The sequence below is a fragment of the Rhodococcus sp. IEGM 27 genome (assembly GCF_033142305.1).
In the GTDB taxonomy this organism is placed as follows: Bacteria; Actinomycetota; Actinomycetes; order Mycobacteriales; family Mycobacteriaceae; genus Rhodococcus_F; species Rhodococcus_F oxybenzonivorans.
Map to the genome: position 1 here is coordinate 502,463 of NZ_JAWLSG010000002.1, position 23,020 is coordinate 525,482.

Here is a 23,020-nt window from a genome sequence, read left to right on the forward strand (position 1 = left end):
ATGACCTCAGTGGATACCTCGACCACTACTGCCGCGAAAGAACACGCGCGCGCCCAGGCGGGCGCGATCACCGGATCGATGCCCGTGGTCCCGGCATCGGCGTGGCCGGCGCCCCCAGCCGATGTCGACCCGGCGGCCCTGACGTGGGCCGAGACGGTTCCAGGCGGACGATACACCAGCAAGGTTCTCGAACGCGGAACACGTGTGCGGTTGCGAGATGTGGAGGGGTTGGCCTGCGCACACCTTATGCTGTTCCGCGCAGACGCGCCGTGGGAGCGGTTGAACGTCGCCGACACGGTCAAAGTGCCGTGGCAGGCGTATATCGGTGAAGGACATCCGCTGCTGTCGGATCAAGGCAGGTTGCTCGCCACCGTCGTCGCCGACACCTCCGGACACCACGACGCGCTGTGCGGCACTACGTCGCTCGCGTCCAACGCTGCGAAATACGGGGACGGTTCGTTACATTCGCGGTCACCGGCAGGCCGCGAACTCTTCACGGTGGCCGCTGCGAAACACGGGCTCGACCGACGCGATCTGCCACCTTCACTGTCGTTGTTCCACGGAGTACGAGTCGGCGCGGACGGCTCCCTGAACAGCATCGGTTCGGCGGGACCGGGCGGCGTAGTCGAGCTGGTTCTGCATCTCCCACTCGTCGTCCTGATCGCGAATACCGCTCACCCGCTGGACCCGTCACCGACCTTCGACACGACCGCGCTCGAGGTACTCGCGTGGTCGGGCGGGCGCATCGAAGAACCCGCAGCAGCCGAACCGGAATACCGGCGCGCATTCCTCAACACCGAAGACATCTGGGCTGCCGCGCAGTCGCAGGGGCAGGAGCAGGCATGACCACCAGCATCGACACCGCCGCCCTGGTACCGGGAACGGTCGTCCTGGACGAAGAAGTCGACGCCCGCGGGCCGTGGTCCGCCGTCGTCGAGGCCGGCGACGTCCTCACCATCGTCGACCTGTACGGCAATCAGGCCGTGGACACCCTCGTCTACGCCGCAGACGACCACCGGCAGCGGTACTCGGCGGCTGCGACCGTGTCTGCACAACGCAACCTCTTCCTCACCACCGGAAGTGTCCTGAGATCCGACGACCACGACGCCTTGATGACCCTGGTGGCGGACGAAGTCGGCTCCCATGACACCGTCGGTGGAGCCTGCTCGCAAGAATCGAACACGCTGCGCTACGGCCACCACACCAAACACCAGCACGCGTGCGTGGAGAACTTTCTCGCCGAGGGTTCCAAGTGGGGGATAGCCAAGCGCGACCTCGTGTCGAACATCAACTTTTTCATGAACGTCCCCGTCGAGGCGGACGGGACACTGGGAATCGTCGACGGCCTGTCGGCGCCCGGCAAGCGGCTCGCTCTGCGCGCGGAACGAGATGTTCTGGTACTGGTGTCCAATTGCCCGCAGATCAACAATCCGTGCAACGGTTTCGATCCGACACCGGTGCGCATGATCGTGACACGCCCGACGGGGGTCCGACGATGACCGGCAAAATCACCGTGCAGCGGCCGGGCATGCTCACCACGGTGCAAGACTTTCCGGGCCGGACCGGCTACTGGCACATCGGGGTTCCGCCGTCGGGCCCCATGGACGATCTGTCCTTCCGGCTCGGCAACAGTGCGCTCGGAAACGACGAGGGCGCCGCCGGACTCGAGTGCGCCATGGCAGGTCCCGCCCTGCAGTTCGACGAGGACACGGCGGTGTGTGTGACGGGTGCACCGGCACCGGTCACCGTCGACGGCGTCCTGGCGGCGCAATGGCGCCCGATACACGTACCGGCTGGGGGAGTTCTCGACGTCGGTACCGTGTCCGGTCCCGGACTGCGGATCTACGTGCTGGTGCAGGGCGGTCTCGAGGTCGAGGACTACCTCGGGAGCGCCTCGACGTTCACCCTCGGCAAGTTCGGCGGTCACCAGGGCCGGACCCTGCGACAGGGTGACATCCTCGCAATCGGTGACGCGAACGGGTCCGTGAAGGGCGTTCCCGCCGAACATGTTCCGGCAATCTGCCGACGCTGGGAGATCGCGGTCACCGAAGGGCCACACGGCGCTCCCGAATTCTTCACCAGGTCCGACATCGACACGTTGTACCAAACCGATTACGAGGTGCATTTCAATTCGGACCGCACCGGGGTGCGGCTGATCGGTCCGAAACCCGACTGGGCCCGGACCGACGGCGGCGAGGCGGGACTGCACCCGTCCAACATTCACGACAACGCGTATTCCGTCGGCGCACTCGACTTCACCGGGGACACCCCGATCCTGTTGGGACCCGATGGACCGAGCCTCGGGGGTTTCGTCTGCCCGGTCACCGTGGTCGCGGCGGAACGATGGAAGCTGGGCCAGCTGGCCCCGGGCGACACGGTGCGATTCGTACCCATCAAAGCAAGTAGGGCGGCGTCGACCCGCGCGCTCGGTCCTGCCCGTCGCGCTGCGCACTCCTCGGTGTTCTCCACTACCGGTGACGGCGACGACGGCGTGATCGCACGCCGCGACGGTGACACCGCCGTCACCTACCGTCGATCCGGCGACGACAATGTCCTGGTCGAATACGGTGACATGACCCTGGATCTTGCTCTTCGGGCCCGGGCCCACGCACTGCATCAGCGGCTCGAGATCGAGAAGCCGGCCGGCCTTCTGGACCTCACCCCGGGGATCCGTTCGCTGCAAGTCCGGGTCGATCCGGATGTGTTGCCCATTTCCAAGCTCATGGGATTGCTCGGTGACGCGGAGGACGCATTGCCCGCGGCGAACGAGCTCGTCGTTCCGAGTCGGTCCGTTCGGATGCCGCTGTCCTGGGACGACCCCTCGACGCGGGAAGCAATCCAGCGGTACATGCACGGAGTTCGCGCCGACGCCCCCTGGTGCCCGTGGAACATCGAATTCATCCGCCGCATGAACGGTCTAGGCAGCGTCGACGACGTATTCGACACCGTGTTCGGCGCCGAATACATGGTGCTCGGTCTCGGCGATGTCTACCTCGGCGCGCCCGTGGCAACACCCCTCGACCCGCGTCATCGGCTCGTGACGACGAAGTACAACCCGGCACGCACCTGGACCCCCGAGAACGCGGTCGGGATCGGCGGGGCGTACCTGTGCATCTACGGAATGGAAGGGCCCGGGGGATACCAGTTCGTGGGCCGCACGACCCAAGTGTGGAACCACCGCCACCCCGAGAAGTCCGGTCCGTTCGAGGACGGAACTCCATGGTTGCTTCGCTTCTTCGACCGGATCTCCTGGTATCCCGTGGAACCGGAGGAACTGATGGATCTGCGGTCCGACGTCGCGGCAGGGCGCGGGGGTGGCATCGACATCACCGACGGCACATTTTCGCTCGCCGATCATGAGCGGTTTCTCAGCGCGCACGCCGATTCGATCAGCGAATTCCGCGCCGGGCAGACTGTCGCCTTCGCCGCCGAACGGCAGAGATGGTCCGCGGCGGGGGAATTCACGACAGTGGGGTGAGGAGGGCGCTACCCCTCAGAGCCCACCGAAATCGGACAGGACTCCCAGCGCGGCGTCGGTTGCCTGTGCCAGCGCCGCCATCTCCGCCTCAGCGACCGGCGCCGAGTTGGGCGACTGCAATGCGAAGCCATTGGCGAGAGTGACAGTGTTGTAACCACTGTCCGCAGCGCGCAGGAGAAGATCCGAGGGAACATCGGATCCGGCCAGGCGATCGAGACCCTCGCCGACGAAGTAGAACCGCCACAGAGGCCCGAGATCGGCACCGTAGATTTCTTGGGTACGGGAGACGATGGTGTCGCCGTCGCGAGCAATGGAATCGACGATCTCGTAGTAGTCGGGAATGTCGTCAGCGGCGGTGCCGGAAGACGCAACTGCCCGTGCCAGATCGATGGTGATGTGCGCGTTGTACCCCACCATCGCGACACGGGCGGGACTCAGCGAGCACTGCTTCGACAGCGAGAAGTACCACTCCCACTGTGGCTCGACGGCGGTGCCCGTGAACTCGGCATGCAGGTTGCGGAGATACCGGCGCAGCAGATCCGAACTGATCGCAGGTGCCCACCGGCGATCCGCGAACGCAGTGGGGTCGCGCTGCAGAGGCATCACCGCAGAGTGTTCCACCGCGTCGAGTCCGAGGGAGAACAGTCCGCGCCAATCGTGATGGCGCACAAGAACGGCGGTGATCTCCGCGTGACGGGCCACCTCGTCCTCGAGGCGTTCCAGTGACGGGGTGTCCGGGAGAGTCGACAGGTCGGAGAGTTCGATGATCCGCGCGAGCTCCGGCTTCGTCAGTGCCTCACCACATGCCGTGCTCACGGAACTTGGCGGCTGCGCCGAAACATGCGCGGGAAGGGCTCCCGCGCTGATGATCACTGCGCAGAGCGAAATGACCGAGCGTACGGCGATCGACGATCTCGCAGAGTGCATCGCCGGAGCATAGCGAGTCGCCGCCGGTGTTGTGCGGTGACTGCACGGGATCTCGGCGCGATCAGGCCACCGTCTTGAACGGGTCGTGTTCGGCAATCAACTTCTCGAGCCGCGCCTCGTCCACGCGAACGCGTACCGTCGACGCCTCCTGATGATCACGCACCACCTTGGCGAGCGTGAACGTACTCGTCACCAGGAACAACAACGTCATGCAGAGAAAGCCACGCTGCCACGGATCGATGGGCAGGTAGGCGATTCCGATGAGCGATCCCGCGAAACTGATGGCAAAGGCGATACCCGCCTGAACGAAGAAGGCGGTCGTCGTTCTGGGTGTCGGTGTCGGTGTCATGCAACACAGTTTGGCGGTTGACTCTGCGTGAGACATGAGTAGCACTACCCGACTTCCGTAGGGTAGATCCGCGTGGTCGCGCCGGATTCCGGCCGGGCAGAGGCTAACCTCCCACACGAGCGGAAGCCGGCGCCGAGCATGCGACTCTAGGTGTGGCTAAGTCTGCGGTTGACCTCACGAGTGAGCCACGCGGGGGAGAAGCGGGACCCCAGCGACAGCGCTTTCGATTGCAGGCCCACCGGGAAATGCACCTTGTGGTACGGCCGCTTCGAGGGGCGAGTCGCCTTGAAGATGCTCGCGGACACGTCGTCGGCGCTCAGTTTGATACCGAGCGAGGTGGTGGTGCCCGTGGACACGCCCTTGGTCATGGCGGTGTTGACGAACAACGGCCACATCGCCTTCACCGAGATGTCGTACTCGGCCCATTCGAGGTCGAGTGCCTCGGTGATGCCGCGCACGGCGAACTTGGTGGCACCGTAGGTGGCGAGTTCCGGTTGACCGTAGATCGCCGAGGCGGAACACAGATTGATCACCTGTGCGCCCGGCGTTGCCTTCAGGTAGGGGAAGGCGGCGTGCGTTCCGTAGACGACACCGTTGACGTTGATGTCGATCTGCCGCTTGTGTACCTCCAGCGGAATTTCCTCGAACCGGCCCGCGACCAGAATGCCGGCATTGTTGACGAGGATATCGAGACGACCACCCGCTTCGGCGTCGAACTCTCTCAGGCGCTTCTCCCACTGCTCGGGGTCGGTGACGTCCAGAACTCCTGTGACGACGCGCCCACCGGCGGACGTGATCGCCTCCTGCAGCGAGGCGAGGCCCGTCGCGTCGATGTCGTAGGCCCCGACGAGGTATCCGGCGCGGGAGAATTCGAGGGCAGTGGAACGTCCGATCCCGGCGGCAGCGCCGGTGATGAAGACCGTTGGAGTGGGCATCTCGACAGGATAGACGTTACCGCGATTATCGGTAAGACTTGGTCGGCGTTTCGGAAATCGGCGCTTGCGGAACGTGACGAGGTCGATGGGTAGCCTTCTCCCATGTCGGAGCTTCCTCCTTTCAGTCCCACGGTCGCGCTGCTGACGGTGGGCCGAGTGTGGGATGCCGCGTTCGCCGAGGGGTTGAAGCCGCTCGGGTTGACCACCCGGAGGTACGGGTTGTTGGGGCACATTCGTAGAACGCCGGGTATCTCGTTCAGCGAGCTCGCTCGGCGGTCCCGCATCACTGTGCAGAGCGCTCACACGGCGGTCGCGGCGTTCGTCGGGTCCGGGCTGGTCGACGACGGGACTGCGCACGCCGGGGCGGCATCCACTCTGCGGGTCACGGCGAAGGGGGAATCACTGCTGGCTCGGGCGGCCGAGGTGGTTGCCCGACTCGACGCGGAGTTCGCCGCGCAGCATCCCGAGCTGACCGAGGCCTTGCGGGTGCACATGCTGCGGGTGATGTCGGCCACCGACTGACCCCCGTCACCAACCTTCAGTTAGGCTGAAGGTTATGGAATCGCTGTTGCTTTCCGTCCATGTCGTGGCGGGCATCCTCTTCGTGGGTCCGGTCGCGGTGGCCACCAGTCTGTTCCCTCGATACGCACCGGTGACCGCCCCGGCAGGTGGTGCGACGCAGGTCGAGCGGAGCATTCACGCCGCCCGTGTGCTGCACCGGATCACCCGTGTCTACGGGGTCCTGGCGCTCGCGGTCCCCCTCGTCGGCCTGGTCCTCGCTTCCGTGCAAGGCCGCACGAGCGAGGTCTGGGTGGTGGTCGCGATGGTGCTCACCGCCCTTGCCGGTGGACTACTCGCCCTACAGATCGCCCCAATGCAGCAACATGCGCTCACCGCACCCGGCGACGGAGACCACCTCCGGCGCCTCGGCATGGTGACCGGCCTGTTCAACCTGCTGTGGGTGGTCGTCGTCGTGCTCATGATCGTGCGGCCCGGATCGGGTTACGCATGACCGGGGTGCTGCGCGCCCTGGCTGCGCTCTCGGCGCTCGAGACCGTCAGTGTCCTCGCGTTGCTGATCAACCTCGGCACCGTGCATGACGCCACGTTGGCTCGCGTCCTCGGTCCGATCCACGGTGCGCTCTACCTGGCCGTCGGCGTCACGGCACTGCTCGGTCGCGGTTTGACGACCCGGACCCGCGTCGGTGCGCTCGTGCCCGTGCTCAGCGGCCCCCTCGCGATGGTCAACCTGCGACAAGAGGCTCGCAGCGAATGAGTTTTCGGCACTACCTGTACCGGCCGCCGGCGGTCAGCGCCGCGGAGGCGGTTCGCCTCGTCGAAGATGGCGCGCTCGTTATCGACGTCCGACGCCAGTTCGAGTGGAATCGGGTCCACATTCCCGGCGCCGTGCACGCGCCACTGGACGAATTACTGGATCGGTGCCTGGAATTTCCTGACGACCGCCTGCTCATCACTTTCTGCACCGGCGGAATCCGCTCGGCCGGTGCTGCGAACTTGTTGGTAGAGACCGGGTTCGACGCGGTCAACATGAGCGGCGGTCTCGTCCATTGGCGCACTGCGGGCGGGCCGCTGATCGCCCGGTGAGGGTGTGATGTGGCGGCGCAGCCAAGCGCAGCCCCCGCCAGCGATGTATATCAGCGGGCGGGGGCGCTACACGGACAATCTGCACGTAGTAACGAGCAGCGCAACCATGATTTTCGAGAGCCGAAGCCCGGAAGTCCAGAGAGTGTGATCCACGCCATTGCACTATTTTCGGCGACCTCAGTAACCGACCGGTAAGTGTGATGTCGACGATTTGTGAGAACCTGTGGGAGAACGACTGGCCTCAGGTTCGAGCCCGGTCATGTGACGTATAACACAGCTGAATTAGTCGGAGAAGCCTGGCGTTCGGCAATGTTCGGTTGCCACCCTATACCGGGACCCAAACTTCCAGACCTGATTTCGGGTATGGGTGTAGGTAGTTCGGCCGATGTGCAGGTGTCGAAGACGGTCCAAGGTAGTTGGTAGGCCGTACGCCACCGTGGATGTGGCAGTCGAGATTGTTTGCACGTGAGAGAAGAGATGTCATGGCACGAATCACCGAGAACCTGGGCTCGAATCTGCTGAATACGTTGCGGGCCGGTGTGGTTGGGACCGTTCTGTACGCCGCACTCATCATGGGCGTGATCGTGGTGGCGGTGTGGAAGTTCCCGATGCCCGGCGTGTAGCCGCACGGCGCTTCATGCTCTTCCACCGATGCCTGGCGTTGCGAAGTGAGACGCGGGGCGGCGGCTGTGCAGCGATGGAGCTGACGGGGGCGGCGTGGTTGTGCCTCTGGGTGCCGCCTGGCCTGTGATCAATGCGCGGTACCTGTGACGGCGCCTGTTGGTATGAGAGGAACGGCAGTGTTCGGGACGGGCATGGGTGCGATGGTGGCTCTACTGGTGGCTGCACTGTTGATGGTGCCCGTCGCGCTCGGTGTGGCGGCGCGAGCCGACGCAAAGGTTCGCCGCCTCTCGAAGTCCCGTGCGTCCGATCCCAATCTGAGCGGCTCGGACGTATACGTGGACGAGCGGTGCGAGCGGTGGCGGCAGCTGGCGACACGGGCGTGGTTGATCTGCGGCGGCGCTTCGCTGGTTGCAGTGGCGGTCGTGGGCGTGCTGGTCTGTGTCGGGTGACGGCGGTGACATTGCCGGGAGTGAACCGTCTGTAAGTGTTTGTAGTGGCTGGCCCGGGGCTGGCTGGCAGGATCGGTGCCGTCGTCGCGATTGAGTGTGACCCCTGAACCGCATGGCCCCTTCGGGGTGCACTGTCCAGGATCTGTCCACTCGGCCGAGACGGCGACGCCGACCCGGTCCCGCTTCGGTGGCTTGATCAGAAGCCTGCCCGACCCGTGTGCGCGGGTCGTGGCCCGTTACAGGCCTGCCTCGAAGTGTTCTTCCCGGGCCGACGCCGACACGACGTCACCTCTTGGGAAGGATTCCGCCGCCATGCCTATCGTTGCAGATCAGTACGAATTCGTCATCGGGGTTGATACCCACGCCGCTACCCACTCACTGTCGGTTGTCACCGCCGCGACCGGAGCAATTGTCGACCAATCAATGTTTCCGACGAGCCCATCCGGGCTCGAGCGAGCGGTGACATGGATCCGCCGGCGCGTGGGTGAGCACGCGACTCTGGTAGTTATCGAAGGCGTCGGCTCCTACGGAGCAGGTCTCGCCGAGCGTGTCCTCGGTTCCAGATTGGCGGTCGTCGAACCCGCCGCGATGTCGGCGGCGCGCCGCCGCGGTGTGGGCAAGACCGACTCGCTTGACGCCGTCCGGATCGCCCGGTCGGTGCTCGCGGTCGACATCTCACGGCTCCGCTGGCCGCGCGCCGAGGGGCCCCGCGCCGCCCTTCGGGTCCTGGTCGTGGCCAGGGAACAAATGGCTGGTGAGCGGACCCGAGCGGTCAATGCGCTCACCGCCCTGCTCCGGATCACCGACCTTGGTGTCGATGCGCGCAAAGCGCTGACGCGCAGACAAATTGATGCGATATCTACCTGGCGTTCCCGGTCGGAGGACATCACCATGCAAACGTGCCGGCAGGAGGCGGTACGACTGGCGAGACGAATCCGTGCCCTCGATACCGAGTTGATCGACAACAGGAAGGCACTCGACTCTGCGGTGAACGCCGTCGCACCGGAACTGCCGGAGTTACCCGGTGTCGGATCGGTGGTCGCCGCTTCGGTGCTCATCGCCTGGTCTCATCCGGGCCGAGTCCGTTCCGAAGCCGCGTTCGCAGCCCTCGCCGGAACCTGCCCGATACCGGCGTCGTCGGGGAACACGATGCGTCACAGGCTCAATCGTGGCGGGGATCGACGACTGAACCGGGCGCTGACCACTATCGTCCTCGTCCGGATGCGCACCCACCCCGACACCCGCGCGTATGTCGCCCGCCGCCGCAGCGAGGGTCGCACGACCAAGGAGATCATGCGATGCCTGAAGAGGTACATCACCCGGCAATTGTTCCGAACACTGACCGCCGCGTATCCGGCCCCAGCATGACTTGACGGATATAGAAGCATCCTGGACGAGGTGGAGACTCCTGATCTAACAAGGAGAATGCTGGTATGCCGGCACTGAAGAAGTACAGTGCCGACAGCGACCGGCTGGCCATCGAACTTATCGCCACCCATTGACCAGGACTCGCGCATGATACACACCGCCACGAGCGAGTCCGGGATTGAGCAGTTCCTCACCAACTGGCACCCCGACCCTATTGTCACCCACGACGGCCTTCCACCAGGCCCTGTGAATAATCTGGCCGCAGCCCTCGATTCCGAGGAGACGTTCGCAGTCGGGGGCTGTCCGCCGTTGCCCTGGCACTGGCTGTACTTCCTCGCCTTGCCACAGTCCGGTGGCCTCGGTGCCGACGGTCACCCCCGCGACAGACACTTCCTGCCACCGATCCCGCACCGCCGCAGAATGTTCGCTGGCTCACGCATCGAAGAACGCCAATCGCTGCGGCTGGGAGTGTCGACGACCAAACACACCAGTCTCGCCCGCATCCAAACCAAACGCGGTCGCATCGGTAAACTGCTATTCGTCACCGAACGCAGCGGATACCGGCAGGACGGGGGCACCGCACTTGTCGACGAACAGAACCTGTTCTACCGCAGGCACTCTAGCTCGACCACCACATATACGCGTGCCACCGAACCTCTAACAGAGTCGACCGCCACCTGGACCGCCGAACCACATCCCGACACTGCCCGGCCATTCCGGTTCAGCGCACTTACCGCCAACACACACCGTATTCACTACGACCACCCCTACACCACGGGCATCGAGGGCTATCCCGGCCTTGTCGTCCACGGACCGCTGCTTGCGATCCATGGCAGAACTCGTCCGCCAGCGATCTAACGCTAAAGAACTGTCCTGCTTCGAATTCCGACTCCAGCGACCAATGATCCTCGGTGACACCTTCGCGTCGAAGGAACACCGGTCGACGCATCTACGAGCCGCGTGGAGCATTTTACACCGATCCACGACGCGTAACGAGGTCCAAGACCGACAACTGTTGCAGTCGAGACGCGCACAGCAAGTGATCGACTGCTAATCCAACAGTTCATCGGCGACCCGCTACGTGCAGAGAATAAGGACGTGAGAAGGTGGGGACTGTCCTGGGCGTCACTGCCGAGTCTGCCGACGGGACTGCACGTTGCGCCTGTGTCGGCGCTAGGGGGGCACCGTAATGGTTCGAAGCGCGGCGATCACTTCGTGTGGAGCGAGAGCGGATGCGGCGAAGAAAACCTGCCTGTGGGTCAGCCCGTCGATCGCGATGACGTACATCTCGGCGAGCGCGGTGGACGCTGGATGGCCCTCGGCCTCGAACCGGTCTCGAACGAAGTTGACGAAGGCGGCACGTTGCTGCCGGAACTTTTCGGCCAATGCCGAATTGTATTGTGCTTCGCCGAGCAGGTGGTGGCGAGCGACGACGAGGTGCCGATGTCCGGGCCCGCCCATGGCGTCGACGAATCCGGCTGCGGCTTCTGCTATCGCGGCAGGTGTCCAATTCTGCACACGGAGGAAGAAGCGTTCGGCGATGGCCATGTCTCGGGCAAACAGTTCATCGATGGCCAAATCCAGTAGGCGCTGCCGTGTGGGGGCGTGGTAGTTGACCGAGCCGGGGGCGAGTGCGGCCGCGGCGTCGACGGCGCGATGGGTCAGTCCGCGTAGACCGGATTCACCGAGAACCTGCAATGCGGCTTTTGCGATTTCTCCTCGCCGTTGTGCCGAGTCTTGGCGGGATTTGCGCGGTGCTGTCACCTGACCGAACTTAGTCAACTCGGGTACGGGCTCCCACCAGGGGCGTACTCTCAACGGATGTTGAGAGATGCGGGTGTAACCCGCCGTGCGGCCCTTGTTCTCGGAGTTCTCGTGGTCGGGTCTGGGGCCGCGGGCCTGAGAGCGGGCGCGGCTCGTGCGCGTCCGGTGTCCGCCGCCCGTTATCGCGGCTACTCGCCTGAGGGTTGGGCGAGGCCGTATGCGAAGTTCATGGCGGATCGGACGTTGCCCGCTACGCCTTCGGTTGCCGCGGCCTACGCCGGCCCGCCGACTCCCGCGCATGAAATCCCGGAAGTCTCGACACTGCAGACCGAACTCGCCGCGACCGGTTCTTCACCGATCGAGACCGGCTATGGCAGGGCAACTTCGGGCAAGGTGTGGGTGGCCGTGCACACCGAGATGCCGGGCGTCACGGCGGCGATGTGGGACTGGTGGTTCGGCTGGCACTCGGCAGAATCCGCCCGATACAAGCTGTGGCATCCGGACGCGCACTTATACGCCGGCCTCGCAGTGGACAACACCGCCGAGCCGATCCCTGACCGAGCCAAGTACATCGGGAACGCTTCCTACGTCGACGAGTACATCGGCCCGAAACTACAGCAGTTGAGGATCGCGTTCCAGAACCCACTCGCCCACGGCTTCGAGGTGCCCGATGACCACACGACGATCCTGGCTAGAGTCGGCAGTGCTGTCGCCCCCTTAGACGTCGGATGGCTTGCACACCAGGTCCGTCCGATTGCCGGAGGATGTGAAATGCGAAGCCGTTTCTATCTCGGCATGTGGGGCCTACGACTTCCCGACATCCGCAACGCCGTCGCCGCCGTCGAGCGGGGGCCGTCCCTCGACCCTAGGGACATCGCTACCGATATGGATTCCGCTCGGGAGCTGCTGTTGCACTGCGGCCAGGAGATGCATCACCTCGCCCAATTCCTTCCCGCCCTATATCACGAGTTCGGCGGGCAAGCGCCGCTCTAATCGACGGCAGTCGCCTACGGGGCATGTCGCCTATCGTCGGCACGGTCAGTGCAGGACGGATGGCGTCCACGATCGGGTCATCCGAATGAGCCGGACGAAGGGAGTGACGTCATTTACAGCGACGTCCGGAAAAGGGGAAGCGTTTTGACCAGTTTGCGGGCGCGGGATAGCGATCCTCGCGTTCTGGGCAGCGGCATCTATGGATTCCCGTCGTCTGTCACGGGCCTGTAGCGAGGTCGCCAACAGGCGACCTAGTGGTTGGCAATTTGAGCGGGGCGCTTCGCCGCTGAGACGCATCGCAGCATCGATGAGCAGTGACTGTCACGTGCTCGTAATGCATATATGCATTCCGGAGGAACCTGCTCGGATCTGCGTTCGTCAACACGCCGCGCTCGAACTTCTTGCCGAAGCACGGCTGGATCACCGATCAGGTGCACAGCCTTGGTCGATCCACATAGAGGGCGACCTACCCTCACCCGTGGCTGCCGTGTTCCACCACCCATGCCGCGATCTGCGCGCGGGAGGTGAAGCCGAGCTTGGCGAGTTCGTGCTCTACGTGTCCTCGAGCCGTTCGCTGGGCGATGACGCGTTGGGACGCGATTGCCTTGTTTGTCATTCCCCGAGCCACCAGTCGGGCTACCCGCAGATCCGGGCTACCGCCCCCGTGTTGTCGTCGGTCAGCCAGAAATCCGGCACCGAGGAGGTCGCTCGTTGGGTGAACAACGTCACCGCGTCGTATCCGGGAAGACCCTGCAATGAGGACGGTCGGTCCGGATCCGGCGCTGCTAGAGGGAGGAACCCGCAGCGCCGCCTCACCGCCGATACCGAGGGGTTCACGGCTCGTGGTGAGAATCTTCAGCTCGGGGCACGCCCTGAGCAGCGTCTTGGTCAGCGCGGCTACTGCATCGATCTCTTGCTCGCAGTTGTCGATCGCGAGGAGCAAGCAGACGCCTCAGGTCGAGGAAGTCCACCAGCACCTCCCGCACCGGCCGCGCCGACCTGTCTCGCACACACCCAGGGCAGCGGCAACGACGTCGGCGAGCAACGACGGCCGCCCCACCTGTCTAGGTGTTGGTCCGTGCGCGCCTGCACCGGGCGACACGCTGGTCTTCGATGTGATGGTTCCTAACGTCGAGGCCGCGGTGGTCCAGAAGGCGCTTGCGTGGCAAAGCCGTTCAGCTGCAAAGGATGTCGGCGATCTCTGCTCGTTGATGGCGATCGTGCATCAGGACAAGGCGCGCCTGGCGGGGTGGAAGCTCGGTACCGCGCAGGGCGGAACCCGCGGGGACGCTGCGCGGGAGTTCTATGTCCTGGTGACGATGATCGATCCGCAGCAGCGGATCGATGGACTGACGATGCCGACCGCGCGATTTGGAGCGCTGGTTCGTGCCCACATATGCGAGCTCATGACCGGTCGGCAACCGATCTGCTCGGACGTAGCTGTGCTGTGCGGACGGCGAACTGACACTTCCCGCCGCGACTTGAAGGCCTCGCATACTTCGAGTTGCACGGCGACGCGGGCCGAAGTCGGACGGATACCGGAAGGCGGTGGCTGGCGTGCCCACGGCAAGGGCTTTGACCAGGCGAAGGCCGTCGAACGCGCCAAGGCTGCCGGAGCCCGCGCCGGATACGTGTACCTGCACTCCGCCGTCGACGGGTTCTCCCGCCTTGCCTACACCGAGGCTTTGACTGATGAGAAAGCATCCACGGCAATCGGATTCATGCATCGAGCCCGGGTGTTCTTCGCTGCACACGGCATCGGCCACATCAATCGGGTCGTCACCGACAACGGCTCATGCTACCGCGCGAAAGACTTCGCCAAGGTCCTGCACGGCGCGCGCCACCAGCGGATCACCCCATACACCCCACGGCACAATGGCAAGGTCGAGCGCTACAACTTCGATCCTGTCCGAGGAATTCCTCTACGCCCGAACCTGGACCAGCGAGCAGCAGCGCTCACAAGCTCTCGAAGTGTGGAACGTGCACTACAACTACCATCGACCTCACACTGCCGCCGGAAACCGGCCACCCGCGAGCAAGCTCCACGCCGGTCACCAACGTTATGGCCTCATACAACTAGCTGTCGGCCCCGCCTTGATCGCGCAACCATCGACGTTGAGTAATGCTTAGTGCGCATTCATCTGCAGTCAATTGGAAGGTGTGAACTATGTCGGACATCCTGCTGGTTTCTGGGAGCCTGCGCGGCAAGTCGAGCAACTCGGCACTCCTGCGCACGGTCGAAACTCTGGTCCCTGTTAACTTCCGCGGCGTGCCGTACCTCGAGATGGGAGAACTTCCACACTTCAACCCGGACGACGACCATGATCCGTTGCCGGAGGCGGTGGTCCACCTACGGCAACAGATCGACAGTGCAGCTGCGCTGCTGATCTGCACGCCAGAATACGCAGGGGCGCTGCCCGGATCGTTCAAGAATCTGCTCGACTGGACTGTGGGTGGCATCGAGGTCGGTGACAAGCCCACCGCGTGGATCAACGTTTCCGCCAACGCGACGAACGCGGCCGGCGCCCACGCATCTCTGCGACTGGTGCTGAACTACACGGGTGCCGCGATCGTCGAGGAAGCGTGCGTCCACCTGCCGGTGACACCCACGATGATCGATGAAGATGGCATCGTAACTGATCTCGCGGTTCGTGAAGGAATCGCCGGCGCTCTGGCGGCATTAAGCCAACGGGTCCTCGTCGCGGGGTGACCGACGAATTCACCTAGCGAGACAGCCAAACGGTACGTTGCGTGGCTCGGAAACACATCGACGGATGGGACGACATGAACGCACTGGCATAGAGCCTTCCCGGAAGCAATTCTTCCTTAAGCTGCTCAAGGGAGTGCGATACGTGTGCTGGTCACCGACAAGCTGGCTAGCTGCACTGTCGCGCATCGCGACCTGCTCGACTCCGTCGAGCATCGACGATTCAAGTACCTGAACAATCGAGCCGCGAACTCGCATCAGCCCGGCCCGGTAGCACGAGCGGGCGATGAAACGCTACAAATCGATGCGGCACGCGCAGCTACATCTGTCGGCGTTCTCGTCGAATTCACCACACTCCGGCTCAGTGGGACGCGGTTCCGTTCGGTCGTACGCGCGGTCGGCGGCAGGCCACGCGCCTCTGACCGTGCTGACATACGCAGCAGTGGCGTCAGAGCAGTCCGCCAGCGTCGACGACATGTGTCGTGCCGGTGACGTAGCGGCCACTGCCAGCAACGAGGTACACGATAGCGTGTGAGATGTCTTCAACCTCCGTGACGGCGACCGGCAGTGCGTTAAGAGTGCCCGCGGCTTCCTCGAAGTCGTTTCTGGTGGGATTCGCGAGATCCGGCCGGAAGAGTCGGTAGGTGGTGTCGTTAAGAATCATTTCTGTGGCCACCGTGGTCGGATGGACCGTGTTAACACGAATCTGGCTCGGCGCAAGTTCTTTTGCGAGTACTCTCATAAATCCGATGAGTCCCGCTTTGGCTGCGGAATAGTGAGCGATGTTCTCGTTCGCCTTCAAGGCCGCCAGCGAGCTGGTGATGACCACCGAGCCGCCCTCGCCACCTGCGATGATGTGCGGAACAGCAACTTTGCACGTCTTCCACACGCCTGTGAGGTTGATGTCGATCATCGTCGACCACACTTCTTCGGACATCTCGAGTGTGGACGCAGGTGCGGAGATCCCCGCATTCGCCAGCACGATGTCGAGACGGCCGAGTTGGTCGACCCCGTCGTCGACCGCCGATTTCAGGCCCTCGAGATCCCGAACGTCGGCTTCGGCGGCGACTACCCGCCGGCCCAATGCCTTCACCTGTCGGACCGTCTCCGCGAGATCGTCCGGAGTGGCCGTGGGGTACGGAACGGTCTCGACTGGGCGACAGATGTCGACTGCGATGATATCGGCCCCCTCCTGTGCCAGCCGGACCGCGTGACTCCGTCCTTGCCCACGCGCAGCGCCGGTGATGAATGCGACCTTGTTCTCGAGTTGTCCCATGAGTCGGTACCTTTCAACAAGTGTTCCGCACATAAGTGTGCGGCGTATGGAAGCTTCGTGGGGTCTTGTGTGAACCAGGTTATGGCCTGGGGTCCAGCAGCGTCGACGCCGACGGTGTCAACACCTACAACGTCCTCGACGTAAATCTCGCACCCGGAGTGTTTCTGCTCGACACCTGAATCGAACGCAATTTTCACACCACCTCCTCGTGCGGAGTTGTGCGGAAGACGTCGCTGAACGCGATCCGGCAGCGGACCAGGCATTCACCGGCAACATTCTTGCGAGCTGGACCGCGAACCGCGACGGCAGTTTCCACACCGGCCACCGGGCATGTGCGGGTGACGGCCGCGAGGATCGCGGAAATGCCCTACCACTTTGCCGGTCGGCAACGTGTGTTCGAGACCATTGGGCCTTGCACGCGGGCTGGGTTCTTCACCCGCAACGGGGAACTACTCACGATCAAGCAGGACGTCGGACACCGCAACGCGGTCGGCAAGCTGATCCGCTGGGCCACCGAGCGGAACCGAGTCCCGCTGGGCCACCGAGCGGAACCGAGTCCCGCTGAGGGGGAGCATTCTGCTCGTCAGTTCGCGGGTGTCGTTCGAGCCGGTGTAGAAAGCGGTGATGACCAACATCCCGATCCTCCGCTGTGTCCACGCCCTCCTTGCCGACGATCGACCTCGCCGACGACACCGGGCTCTCGCTCTTCATCATCGAGTTTCTCCGCGGCACCACCCTGATCATCTACACCCATTCGGACCGCATCAGCGCGACCCTGGCGAGGTCAACGCAGGAAGAGTCGTCGGTGCACAGCCATCACCACCCAGGCACGTTTCTGTGCCGGATCGACGGAGGTAAGCACGGGGCACCTATTGTTCGGGTGCGTTTGTCATCCCCAGCATTTGCATGTCTGGGACGAACGGCTGGTGGGCGAGGAGGCCGCCGTCGACGCGTATTTCCTCCCCATTTATACCGCGCGACTCGTCCGATGCGAGGAACAGGTAGACCTTTCCTAGTTCGCTGGGGCCGTTGAGTTTTGGACTCATCGTGTGCCGAACGTAGACATCTTTGATCTCCTGTGGCAAGGCCAGGGCAGGGGGTGTGGTGGTGGTGCCTGGGCAGATCGCGTTGCAACGCACGCCTTCCTTCCCGTACTGGGTGGCGGTGTACTTTGTCAACGCGATGAGCGCAGCCTTGGTGGCGCCGTATCCAGTCAGGCTGGTGTCACCGGCGAACGCGTGAGTCGATGCGGTGTTGATAATCGTGCCGCCGCGTTTGCGAAGATGCGGAAGAGCGTGTTTGGTGAGCAGCATGGCGGCTCGGACATTGACGGCCATGACGTTGTCCCACACTTCAATGGCCATGGTGGCGACGTCACCGTCGTCGCCAGGGAAGATGCCCGCGTTGTTGACGACGATGTCGGGTGCGCCGAAGTAGTCGACGGTGCGCTGGACGAGCTTCTCGATCTGGTCTTCGTGCCGCAGGTCGATGCCGACCGCCAGTGCGGTCTTGTCACCGTGGTGATCGTTGAGGATCTTCGCGAGGCGTTCGGCTCCGTCGACGTTGATGTCGGCGAGAACGACTCGGGCGCCCTCGGAGGCCAGTTCGGTTGCGGTGGCGCCACCAATGTTGAGGCCTCCCGGCTCGACACTGGTTGCCCCGGTGACGATGGCGACCTTTCCCTCTACACGGCCCATTTGCTTACTCCTTTTCGGATTTCTTTGTGGGATCACAGATTCAGTACCAGGCGGTCGCCGTGGCACCGGGACACGCAGATCAGGATGAATTCGCCCGCGGCTCGTTCCTCGGGTGTGAGGATTTCGTCCCTGTGGTCGGGAGTTCCCTCGAGCACGGTTTGCTCGCAGCGTCCGCACATTCCTTGCTGGCAGGACGAGAGGACGTCGACGCCGTTGGCTTCCAGGGTGTGCAGGATCGTCTCGCCCGGTGGTACGACGAAAGTGCGGCCCTGTTTTGCGAGGACGACCTCGAAGGCCGTGTCGCCCGAATCCGGTTGTGATGGGGCCGGCACGAATCGTTCCATGTGCAACGACCCTTCCGGCCACGAGCTGCAGCGCTCTTCTACGGCCGCGAGCAGTCCGGAGGGACCGCAGCAGTACACGGCGGTGTCGGGTCGGGGGGAACCCAGCACGGTATCGAGATCGATCGGGCCGGTGAGGTCTTCGGGGAAAATTTCGACCCGATCGCCGTATCGGGCGAGTTCGTGACGGAAGGCCATCGAGCGGGCGTTCCGGCCGCCGTAGATGAGCCGCCAGTCGAGGTGTTGCTTCTCGGCGTGCGCGATCATCGGGAGGATAGGGGTAATTCCGATGCCGCCGGCGACGAATAGGTATCGATCCGATTCGACGAGAGGGAAGTTGTTGCGGGGTAGTCCCACTCGCAACTTCGATCCCGGGTGCAGGGCGTTGTGGATGTACTCGGACCCGCCACGGCCTCTCTCCGGTGGTTCCCGAAGGACGGCGATCCGCCACGCGTCGTGATCCGAGGTATCGCCGCACAGGGAGTACTGGCGGACCGTTCCCGACGGAAGGAGGACATCGATGTGTGATCCGGGCGTCCAGGTGGGAAGCGTCGTGCCGGTGACCGGTCGCAGCACGAACGCCTTGACCTCGGTGGCGACGGGCTCGATGCGCTCGACGACGACATCGAACTCATCATCCTCGACGACGGTGTCGAAGTCGCTGTCGTTGTGGGGCGTCACGGGGTTCCTCCTTTCCACCTGATGCGTCGTTGTGTTGTTTACGGTCGGTCCCACATGATGGGGAGTTCGTGGACGCCGAAGATTCGGGCATCGTTCTTGAGCTTGATGTCCGATGCAGGGACGGCCAGGCGCAGGGACGGGATGCGCTCGAGGAGAAGCGAGTACACGACCTGCAGCTCGAGTCGCGCCAGCGGCGCGCCCAGGCAGGTGTGGATGCCGTGTCCGAACGTCAGGTGCCGGCTTGCATCCCGATGGAAGTCGAGGTGGTTCGGCTCGTCGAACACCGACGGGTCGCGGTTGCCCGCCTCGGTCGAGAACATCAGCAATTCGCCCTTGGCGATCCGCTGGCCGTCGATTTCGAGGTCCTCGGTCGCGGTCCGGGGGAGGCTTCCGATGATGTCGAGGTGACGCAGCAGTTCTTCGACAGCCTGCGGCATGAGTTCGGGGTCCTCACGCAGCTCGGCGAGTTGGTCGGGGTGTTCGAGCAACGCGAAAAGGCCGAGGCCGATCATGTTGCCGGTCGTTTCGTGGCCGGCCATGAGCAGGAAGGTGGACATGCCCGCGACGTCGATCACGCTGAGGTCGCCCGACTCGATGTGCTTGACCAGTAGGCTGACCAGGTCGTCGCCGGGGTTTTCCTGCTTGATGGTCACCAGCTCGGCGAGGTAGGTCATGACGTCGCCGATGGCCGCGCCGACCTGTTCGGGAGTGCTGCCGGCTGCGAGAACGGCGCGGGTGCGTTCCTGGAAGAAGTCGTGCCTGTCGTAGGGGACGCCGAGCAGCTCGCAGATGACCAGCGACGGGAGCGGCAGAGCGAGCGCGTCGATGATGTCGACGGGTTCGTCGGACTTCAGGATCTCGTCGATCAAATCGTTGGCGATCCGCTCGATCGTCGGGCGCATCGCTGCCATGCGACGCGGAGTGAACTCCTTCGCCAGGATCCTGCGCAGGTCGTCGTGCTGCGGTGGGTCCATCGCGACGAAGAAGCCGGGAACTGCCTGCTCGCCGTCGTCGCCGCGCGAGGAATCGTCGATCCCGCGCACGCTCATGCGGGGATCGGCGAGAACCGTGCGCACGTTGTTGTACCCGGTGACGAGCCATCCGGGGGTGCCCTTGAAGTCCACCTTCTGCAGATTGTCGTCGCTGAACGACTGATACTTGTCGTTCGGCGCGAACGGGCATGTACGGCCGAACGGAAAGGCGGGGTGGCCCCCGGTGTCGGAGGCTGTGTCGGTGCCGAGTACGTCGTCGGCCGGTGTGGTTGTCAAGTGTGCTCCTTCGGTAGCGGCGGAAGTGCCGTGACCTTCGGTCCGGGATTCGTGCACCCGATGAACGGGTGACTGCTGTGATCGACCGAACCGGAAGGGCGACCCGTGAGAGTGTGACGGGCGGCACATTGTCTGTGAACGATCATATCGTGACATGCCGTCGACCGGTCGTCAATGGAAATCTTTGGTCGATCTCCGGTGTGAGATGAAAGTCGACGGCGCCTTCTCCTTGAGTGTGCACGAATGGGCCTGCAAAAGAACCGAATTCGGACCATTGGCCCGTCGTTTCATCTCCCGTCAGGAGGGCAGTCGTGCCAGGAAGCGGTGTCGGCCGGAGTCATTCTGACTGCGAATGTTAGTGACAATTCTGAAGGTATGTCAGTTTCGGTGAGTAATAGGCCGTCCGCGGTGCGCACGACGAATCCGCGCTCCGCTGCAATCGGCGCCGGGCGTGATCGGAGCGGAGGGCGGAACGTCGTGCACGGGTGAGATCGCGTGCCACCGGTTGGTGTCAGGCGGTGGCTCGGCGGAAATGCGTCAACAGGTCCGGGTACTTCACCAGGTGTGCCCCGCCGTTCAGATCGAGGCTCTCACCGGTGAGCCATGACGCGTGGGTCATGTAGATGGCCGCGTCGGCGATCTCCTCGGGGGTGCCTGATCTGCCGAGCGGCGTGTTGGCGAGGTAGTCGTCCTCGAGGCCGGGGACGGACATCGACGGCGAGGTCAGCGGAGTCATGACGATGCCCGGCGCGATGGCGTTGACGCGGATCCCGCGGGGGGCCAACTCGAGTGCAGCGACCTCGGTGAGCATCGCCAGCCCCGCCTTGGCCGAACAGTACGCGCTCATTCCGGTACCGGGCTGCCGCGCGTTGAGTGAGGACAGGGAGATGATCACCCCGCCGTCGTCCATCGCCCGGGCTGCGTGCTTGACCACGAGAAACGCTCCGGTGAGACAGACGTCGACGACGAGGCGAAACTTGTCGACGGGGAGATCGGTGATGGATCCGGCGACGCTGATGCCTGCACTGTTCACGGCGATATCTACTCGGCCGCGTGCTGCGCGTACCGATTCGAACAATCTGAGGATCGAGTTTTCGTCGGTGACGTCGACCTGCGCCGCGTGGTGGGTGGGACCGAGTTCGGCGGCGAGTTCTTTGGCCTGGTCGACGTTTCGGTCGGCCACAGTGACGGTTGCTCCGTCGGCGGCGAGCGCTCGAGCGATGGCAGCACCGATGCCGGAGGCACCGCCTACCACGACCGCGCTGCGCGGTTCAATTTCGGACATGAGATATGTGCCCTTCTCAGGGTTCGGGGGTGGCTATTTCGGAACGAGACTCGGCGGCAGCGCCATTGCCCGCGCGAGGACTGTCAGTTCCCCGGCGAGTCCCGGGCGTTCCCGGAGCTGGGGTGTTTGCGCCACGTCGGTCACGACACCGATCACGGCCTGAGCAAGAGCGCGTGCGTCGGAGGTGGCCAGCTCGTCGGAGAGTGCGCAGATGGCAGCGATCCATTCGGCGACGTATTCGCGCTGGGTCTCGCGGAGCGCGGATTGTTCCTCGTCGGACAGGTATAGCAGGTCGGTAGAGAGGATGTGCATGATCCGTCCGTGGATACCGAGCGCCTGACGGACGTAGGTGCGAATCAAGGCGTCGAGCACCTCGTCCGGAGTGGTAGCGAGCGCGAGCGCGTCGGCGGTCACGTAGAGAAGACCTTCCGCGCCCCGCTCCAGCACTGCGCGGAGCACCTGAGCCTTACCGGTCACGTGCTGATACAACGTCGCTACCGACATCTCCGACGCCTTGGCAATGTCGTCGATCCGCACGTCGTAGAACCCCCGCTCGTCGAACAACTTCGCCGAGGCATCGATGATCCGTTCGCGGCGCCCTGCAGGCTGCCGGGGAACGAGAAGCGGCGCCGAACCGGCGTCGGGATCAGGGGCGGGCAGGTTGCAGCCGAGGATCGACTTGGCCAGCGCCGATTGGATCTCCATCAACCGTTCCGCCGACAGACTGCCACGGATGTCGGGAGTATTCGAGTACACCGCCAGGACTGCGAAGCCGAGCAATTCGGCCTTGTGTGCGTCGATCGCGGGGTTCGCCGCCCTGATTTTGGCGGCAATTCGGTGTTGATTAGCAGCGAAGTGGCCACGGAACTGCTCGCGTTCGGCGGGTTCGAGATGCCGTTGCTCGCGCCGCCACAACGTCGCCTCGTCACCGTTTGCGGTGAGATCTGCGAGTCCTTCGAGGAACAGGTCGAGCTGTTCCTGCGCGGTCGAGCCTTTCTGGTCGGCGCGGGCGTTGAGCTCGTCCACGAGCCGAACTTGGCTCATCAGAGCATGCACGAGAATGCCGTGCTTGCCTTTGAAGTGCCGGTAGACGGCGGGGCCTGTCAGGCCGACGGCGGCGCCGATCTGATCGATACTGACATTCTGATAGCCCAACTCCTGAAAGAGGTTGGCCGCGGCCCGTGCGATCTGCTCGGTGCGCGCGCTCCCGCGTCCAGGTGACGGTGTGGCAACGTCCTCGACGTCAGTACGTGCCGCTGTCGATCGTGACATCT

25 protein-coding genes and 2 pseudogenes are annotated in these 23,020 nt (G+C 64.0%); 15 read left to right on the forward strand and 12 right to left on the reverse strand.

Features of this window, described 5'->3' with window-relative positions; genetic code table 11:
• The 3 genes from R4P95_RS08780 to R4P95_RS08790 are packed head-to-tail and all read left to right on the forward strand — an operon-like array spanning window position 1 to window position 3,478.
• On the forward strand, window positions 1–846 hold the full coding sequence (locus tag R4P95_RS08780; protein ID WP_317745095.1) for an urea amidolyase associated protein UAAP1: 846 nt from the start codon (window positions 1–3) through the stop codon (window positions 844–846).
• Window positions 843–1,499 (forward strand): urea amidolyase associated protein UAAP2, encoded by a 657-nt coding sequence (locus tag R4P95_RS08785; protein ID WP_317745094.1) that lies wholly within the window; start codon window positions 843–845, stop codon window positions 1,497–1,499. Before R4P95_RS08780 ends, R4P95_RS08785 begins: the two co-directional genes overlap by 4 nt.
• A complete protein-coding gene (locus R4P95_RS08790) occupies window positions 1,496–3,478 on the forward strand; it encodes a 5-oxoprolinase/urea amidolyase family protein (RefSeq protein ID WP_317745093.1) in 1,983 nt (660 codons plus the stop codon). The genes R4P95_RS08785 and R4P95_RS08790 overlap by 4 nt, the downstream gene beginning before the upstream one ends.
• Window positions 3,479–3,493: 15 nt before the next feature.
• Here R4P95_RS08790 and R4P95_RS08795 read toward each other — a convergent pair whose 3' ends face one another.
• From R4P95_RS08795 to R4P95_RS08805, 3 genes are all read right to left on the reverse strand, one after another.
• A complete protein-coding gene (locus R4P95_RS08795) occupies window positions 3,494–4,405 on the reverse strand; it encodes a DUF5995 family protein (protein ID WP_317745092.1) in 912 nt (303 codons plus the stop codon).
• A gap of 61 nt (window positions 4,406–4,466) precedes the next feature.
• Entirely contained in the window at window positions 4,467–4,754 is a 288-nt protein-coding gene (locus R4P95_RS08800) for a YiaA/YiaB family inner membrane protein (protein ID WP_213571830.1), read from the reverse strand.
• A gap of 146 nt (window positions 4,755–4,900) precedes the next feature.
• Window positions 4,901–5,689: an SDR family oxidoreductase gene (locus R4P95_RS08805; protein WP_213571831.1), complete on the reverse strand. Its 789-nt coding sequence runs from the start codon at window positions 5,687–5,689 to the stop codon at window positions 4,901–4,903.
• 102 nt (window positions 5,690–5,791) lie between these two features.
• On the opposite strand from R4P95_RS08805, the gene R4P95_RS08810 reads away from it, so the two are divergent.
• The 8 genes from R4P95_RS08810 to R4P95_RS08845 all read left to right on the forward strand — a co-directional run bounded on the left by R4P95_RS08810 (window position 5,792) and on the right by R4P95_RS08845 (window position 10,592).
• Entirely contained in the window at window positions 5,792–6,211 is a 420-nt protein-coding gene (locus tag R4P95_RS08810; RefSeq protein ID WP_317745091.1) for a MarR family winged helix-turn-helix transcriptional regulator, read from the forward strand.
• A 34-nt stretch (window positions 6,212–6,245) separates the two neighbouring features.
• Window positions 6,246–6,701 (forward strand): hypothetical protein, encoded by a 456-nt coding sequence (locus R4P95_RS08815; RefSeq protein ID WP_317745090.1) that lies wholly within the window; start codon window positions 6,246–6,248, stop codon window positions 6,699–6,701.
• Window positions 6,698–6,964 carry a hypothetical protein gene (locus R4P95_RS08820; protein ID WP_317745089.1) on the forward strand — a complete coding sequence of 89 codons (267 nt, stop codon included), beginning with the start codon at window positions 6,698–6,700 and terminating at the stop codon, window positions 6,962–6,964. The genes R4P95_RS08815 and R4P95_RS08820 overlap by 4 nt, the downstream gene beginning before the upstream one ends.
• A complete protein-coding gene (locus R4P95_RS08825) occupies window positions 6,961–7,293 on the forward strand; it encodes a rhodanese-like domain-containing protein (protein WP_317745088.1) in 333 nt (110 codons plus the stop codon). The genes R4P95_RS08820 and R4P95_RS08825 overlap by 4 nt, the downstream gene beginning before the upstream one ends.
• Before the next feature lie 482 nt (window positions 7,294–7,775).
• Window positions 7,776–7,916 carry a hypothetical protein gene (locus tag R4P95_RS08830; protein WP_213571836.1) on the forward strand — a complete coding sequence of 47 codons (141 nt, stop codon included), beginning with the start codon at window positions 7,776–7,778 and terminating at the stop codon, window positions 7,914–7,916.
• Between the two features lie 162 nt (window positions 7,917–8,078).
• A complete protein-coding gene (locus R4P95_RS08835; protein ID WP_213571837.1) occupies window positions 8,079–8,366 on the forward strand; it encodes a hypothetical protein in 288 nt (95 codons plus the stop codon).
• A gap of 312 nt (window positions 8,367–8,678) precedes the next feature.
• Window positions 8,679–9,734: an IS110 family transposase gene (locus R4P95_RS08840; protein ID WP_213574193.1), complete on the forward strand. Its 1,056-nt coding sequence runs from the start codon at window positions 8,679–8,681 to the stop codon at window positions 9,732–9,734.
• Between the two features lie 147 nt (window positions 9,735–9,881).
• The gene (locus tag R4P95_RS08845; protein ID WP_317745087.1) at window positions 9,882–10,592 is read left to right on the forward strand and encodes a hypothetical protein; all 711 of its coding nucleotides are present in this window, start codon (window positions 9,882–9,884) and stop codon (window positions 10,590–10,592) included.
• A 315-nt stretch (window positions 10,593–10,907) separates the two neighbouring features.
• Here R4P95_RS08845 and R4P95_RS08850 read toward each other — a convergent pair whose 3' ends face one another.
• Entirely contained in the window at window positions 10,908–11,498 is a 591-nt protein-coding gene (locus R4P95_RS08850; RefSeq protein WP_317745086.1) for a hypothetical protein, read from the reverse strand.
• A 57-nt stretch (window positions 11,499–11,555) separates the two neighbouring features.
• Here R4P95_RS08850 and R4P95_RS08855 point away from each other — a divergent pair, with 57 nt between their 5' ends.
• Complete coding sequence (locus R4P95_RS08855; RefSeq protein ID WP_317745085.1) at window positions 11,556–12,491, forward strand: DAPG hydrolase family protein; 936 nt, start codon at window positions 11,556–11,558, stop codon at window positions 12,489–12,491.
• Between the two features lie 472 nt (window positions 12,492–12,963).
• Here R4P95_RS08855 and R4P95_RS08860 read toward each other — a convergent pair whose 3' ends face one another.
• Window positions 12,964–13,107 carry a LuxR C-terminal-related transcriptional regulator gene (locus R4P95_RS08860; RefSeq protein WP_317745084.1) on the reverse strand — a complete coding sequence of 48 codons (144 nt, stop codon included), beginning with the start codon at window positions 13,105–13,107 and terminating at the stop codon, window positions 12,964–12,966.
• Between the two features lie 26 nt (window positions 13,108–13,133).
• Window positions 13,134–13,539, reverse strand: a pseudogene (locus R4P95_RS08865) (protein kinase); the annotation flags it as partial.
• A 475-nt stretch (window positions 13,540–14,014) separates the two neighbouring features.
• Between R4P95_RS08865 and R4P95_RS08870 the strand changes: the two are divergent.
• Together R4P95_RS08870 and R4P95_RS08875 are read left to right on the forward strand one after the other, a co-directional pair.
• Window positions 14,015–14,571 (forward strand): annotated as a pseudogene (locus tag R4P95_RS08870) (integrase core domain-containing protein); the annotation flags it as partial.
• A gap of 87 nt (window positions 14,572–14,658) precedes the next feature.
• Window positions 14,659–15,201: an NADPH-dependent FMN reductase gene (locus R4P95_RS08875; protein ID WP_317745083.1), complete on the forward strand. Its 543-nt coding sequence runs from the start codon at window positions 14,659–14,661 to the stop codon at window positions 15,199–15,201.
• A 445-nt stretch (window positions 15,202–15,646) separates the two neighbouring features.
• Here the strand turns inward: R4P95_RS08875 and R4P95_RS08880 are convergent, their stop codons facing one another.
• Window positions 15,647–16,474, reverse strand: coding sequence for a mycofactocin-coupled SDR family oxidoreductase (locus tag R4P95_RS08880; protein ID WP_317745082.1), 828 nt, complete (start codon window positions 16,472–16,474; stop codon window positions 15,647–15,649).
• Window positions 16,475–16,806: 332 nt separating this feature from the next.
• Between R4P95_RS08880 and R4P95_RS08885 the strand changes: the two genes are divergently transcribed.
• Window positions 16,807–17,214, forward strand: a complete 408-nt coding sequence (locus R4P95_RS08885) for a hypothetical protein (RefSeq protein ID WP_397517814.1) — start codon at window positions 16,807–16,809, stop codon at window positions 17,212–17,214.
• A gap of 129 nt (window positions 17,215–17,343) precedes the next feature.
• On the opposite strand, the gene R4P95_RS08890 is transcribed toward R4P95_RS08885, so the two are convergent.
• From R4P95_RS08890 to R4P95_RS08910, 5 genes are all read right to left on the reverse strand, one after another.
• Window positions 17,344–18,171, reverse strand: a complete 828-nt coding sequence (locus R4P95_RS08890; protein WP_317840473.1) for an SDR family oxidoreductase — start codon at window positions 18,169–18,171, stop codon at window positions 17,344–17,346.
• 32 nt (window positions 18,172–18,203) lie between these two features.
• Entirely contained in the window at window positions 18,204–19,193 is a 990-nt protein-coding gene (locus R4P95_RS08895) for a PDR/VanB family oxidoreductase (RefSeq protein WP_317745080.1), read from the reverse strand.
• 38 nt (window positions 19,194–19,231) lie between these two features.
• On the reverse strand, window positions 19,232–20,461 hold the full coding sequence (locus R4P95_RS08900; protein WP_317745079.1) for a cytochrome P450: 1,230 nt from the start codon (window positions 20,459–20,461) through the stop codon (window positions 19,232–19,234).
• Window positions 20,462–20,972: 511 nt separating this feature from the next.
• A complete protein-coding gene (locus R4P95_RS08905; RefSeq protein ID WP_317745078.1) occupies window positions 20,973–21,746 on the reverse strand; it encodes an SDR family NAD(P)-dependent oxidoreductase in 774 nt (257 codons plus the stop codon).
• A 33-nt stretch (window positions 21,747–21,779) separates the two neighbouring features.
• Complete coding sequence (locus tag R4P95_RS08910; RefSeq protein ID WP_213571851.1) at window positions 21,780–23,018, reverse strand: TetR/AcrR family transcriptional regulator; 1,239 nt, start codon at window positions 23,016–23,018, stop codon at window positions 21,780–21,782.
• Window positions 23,019–23,020: the final 2 nt, after the last annotated feature.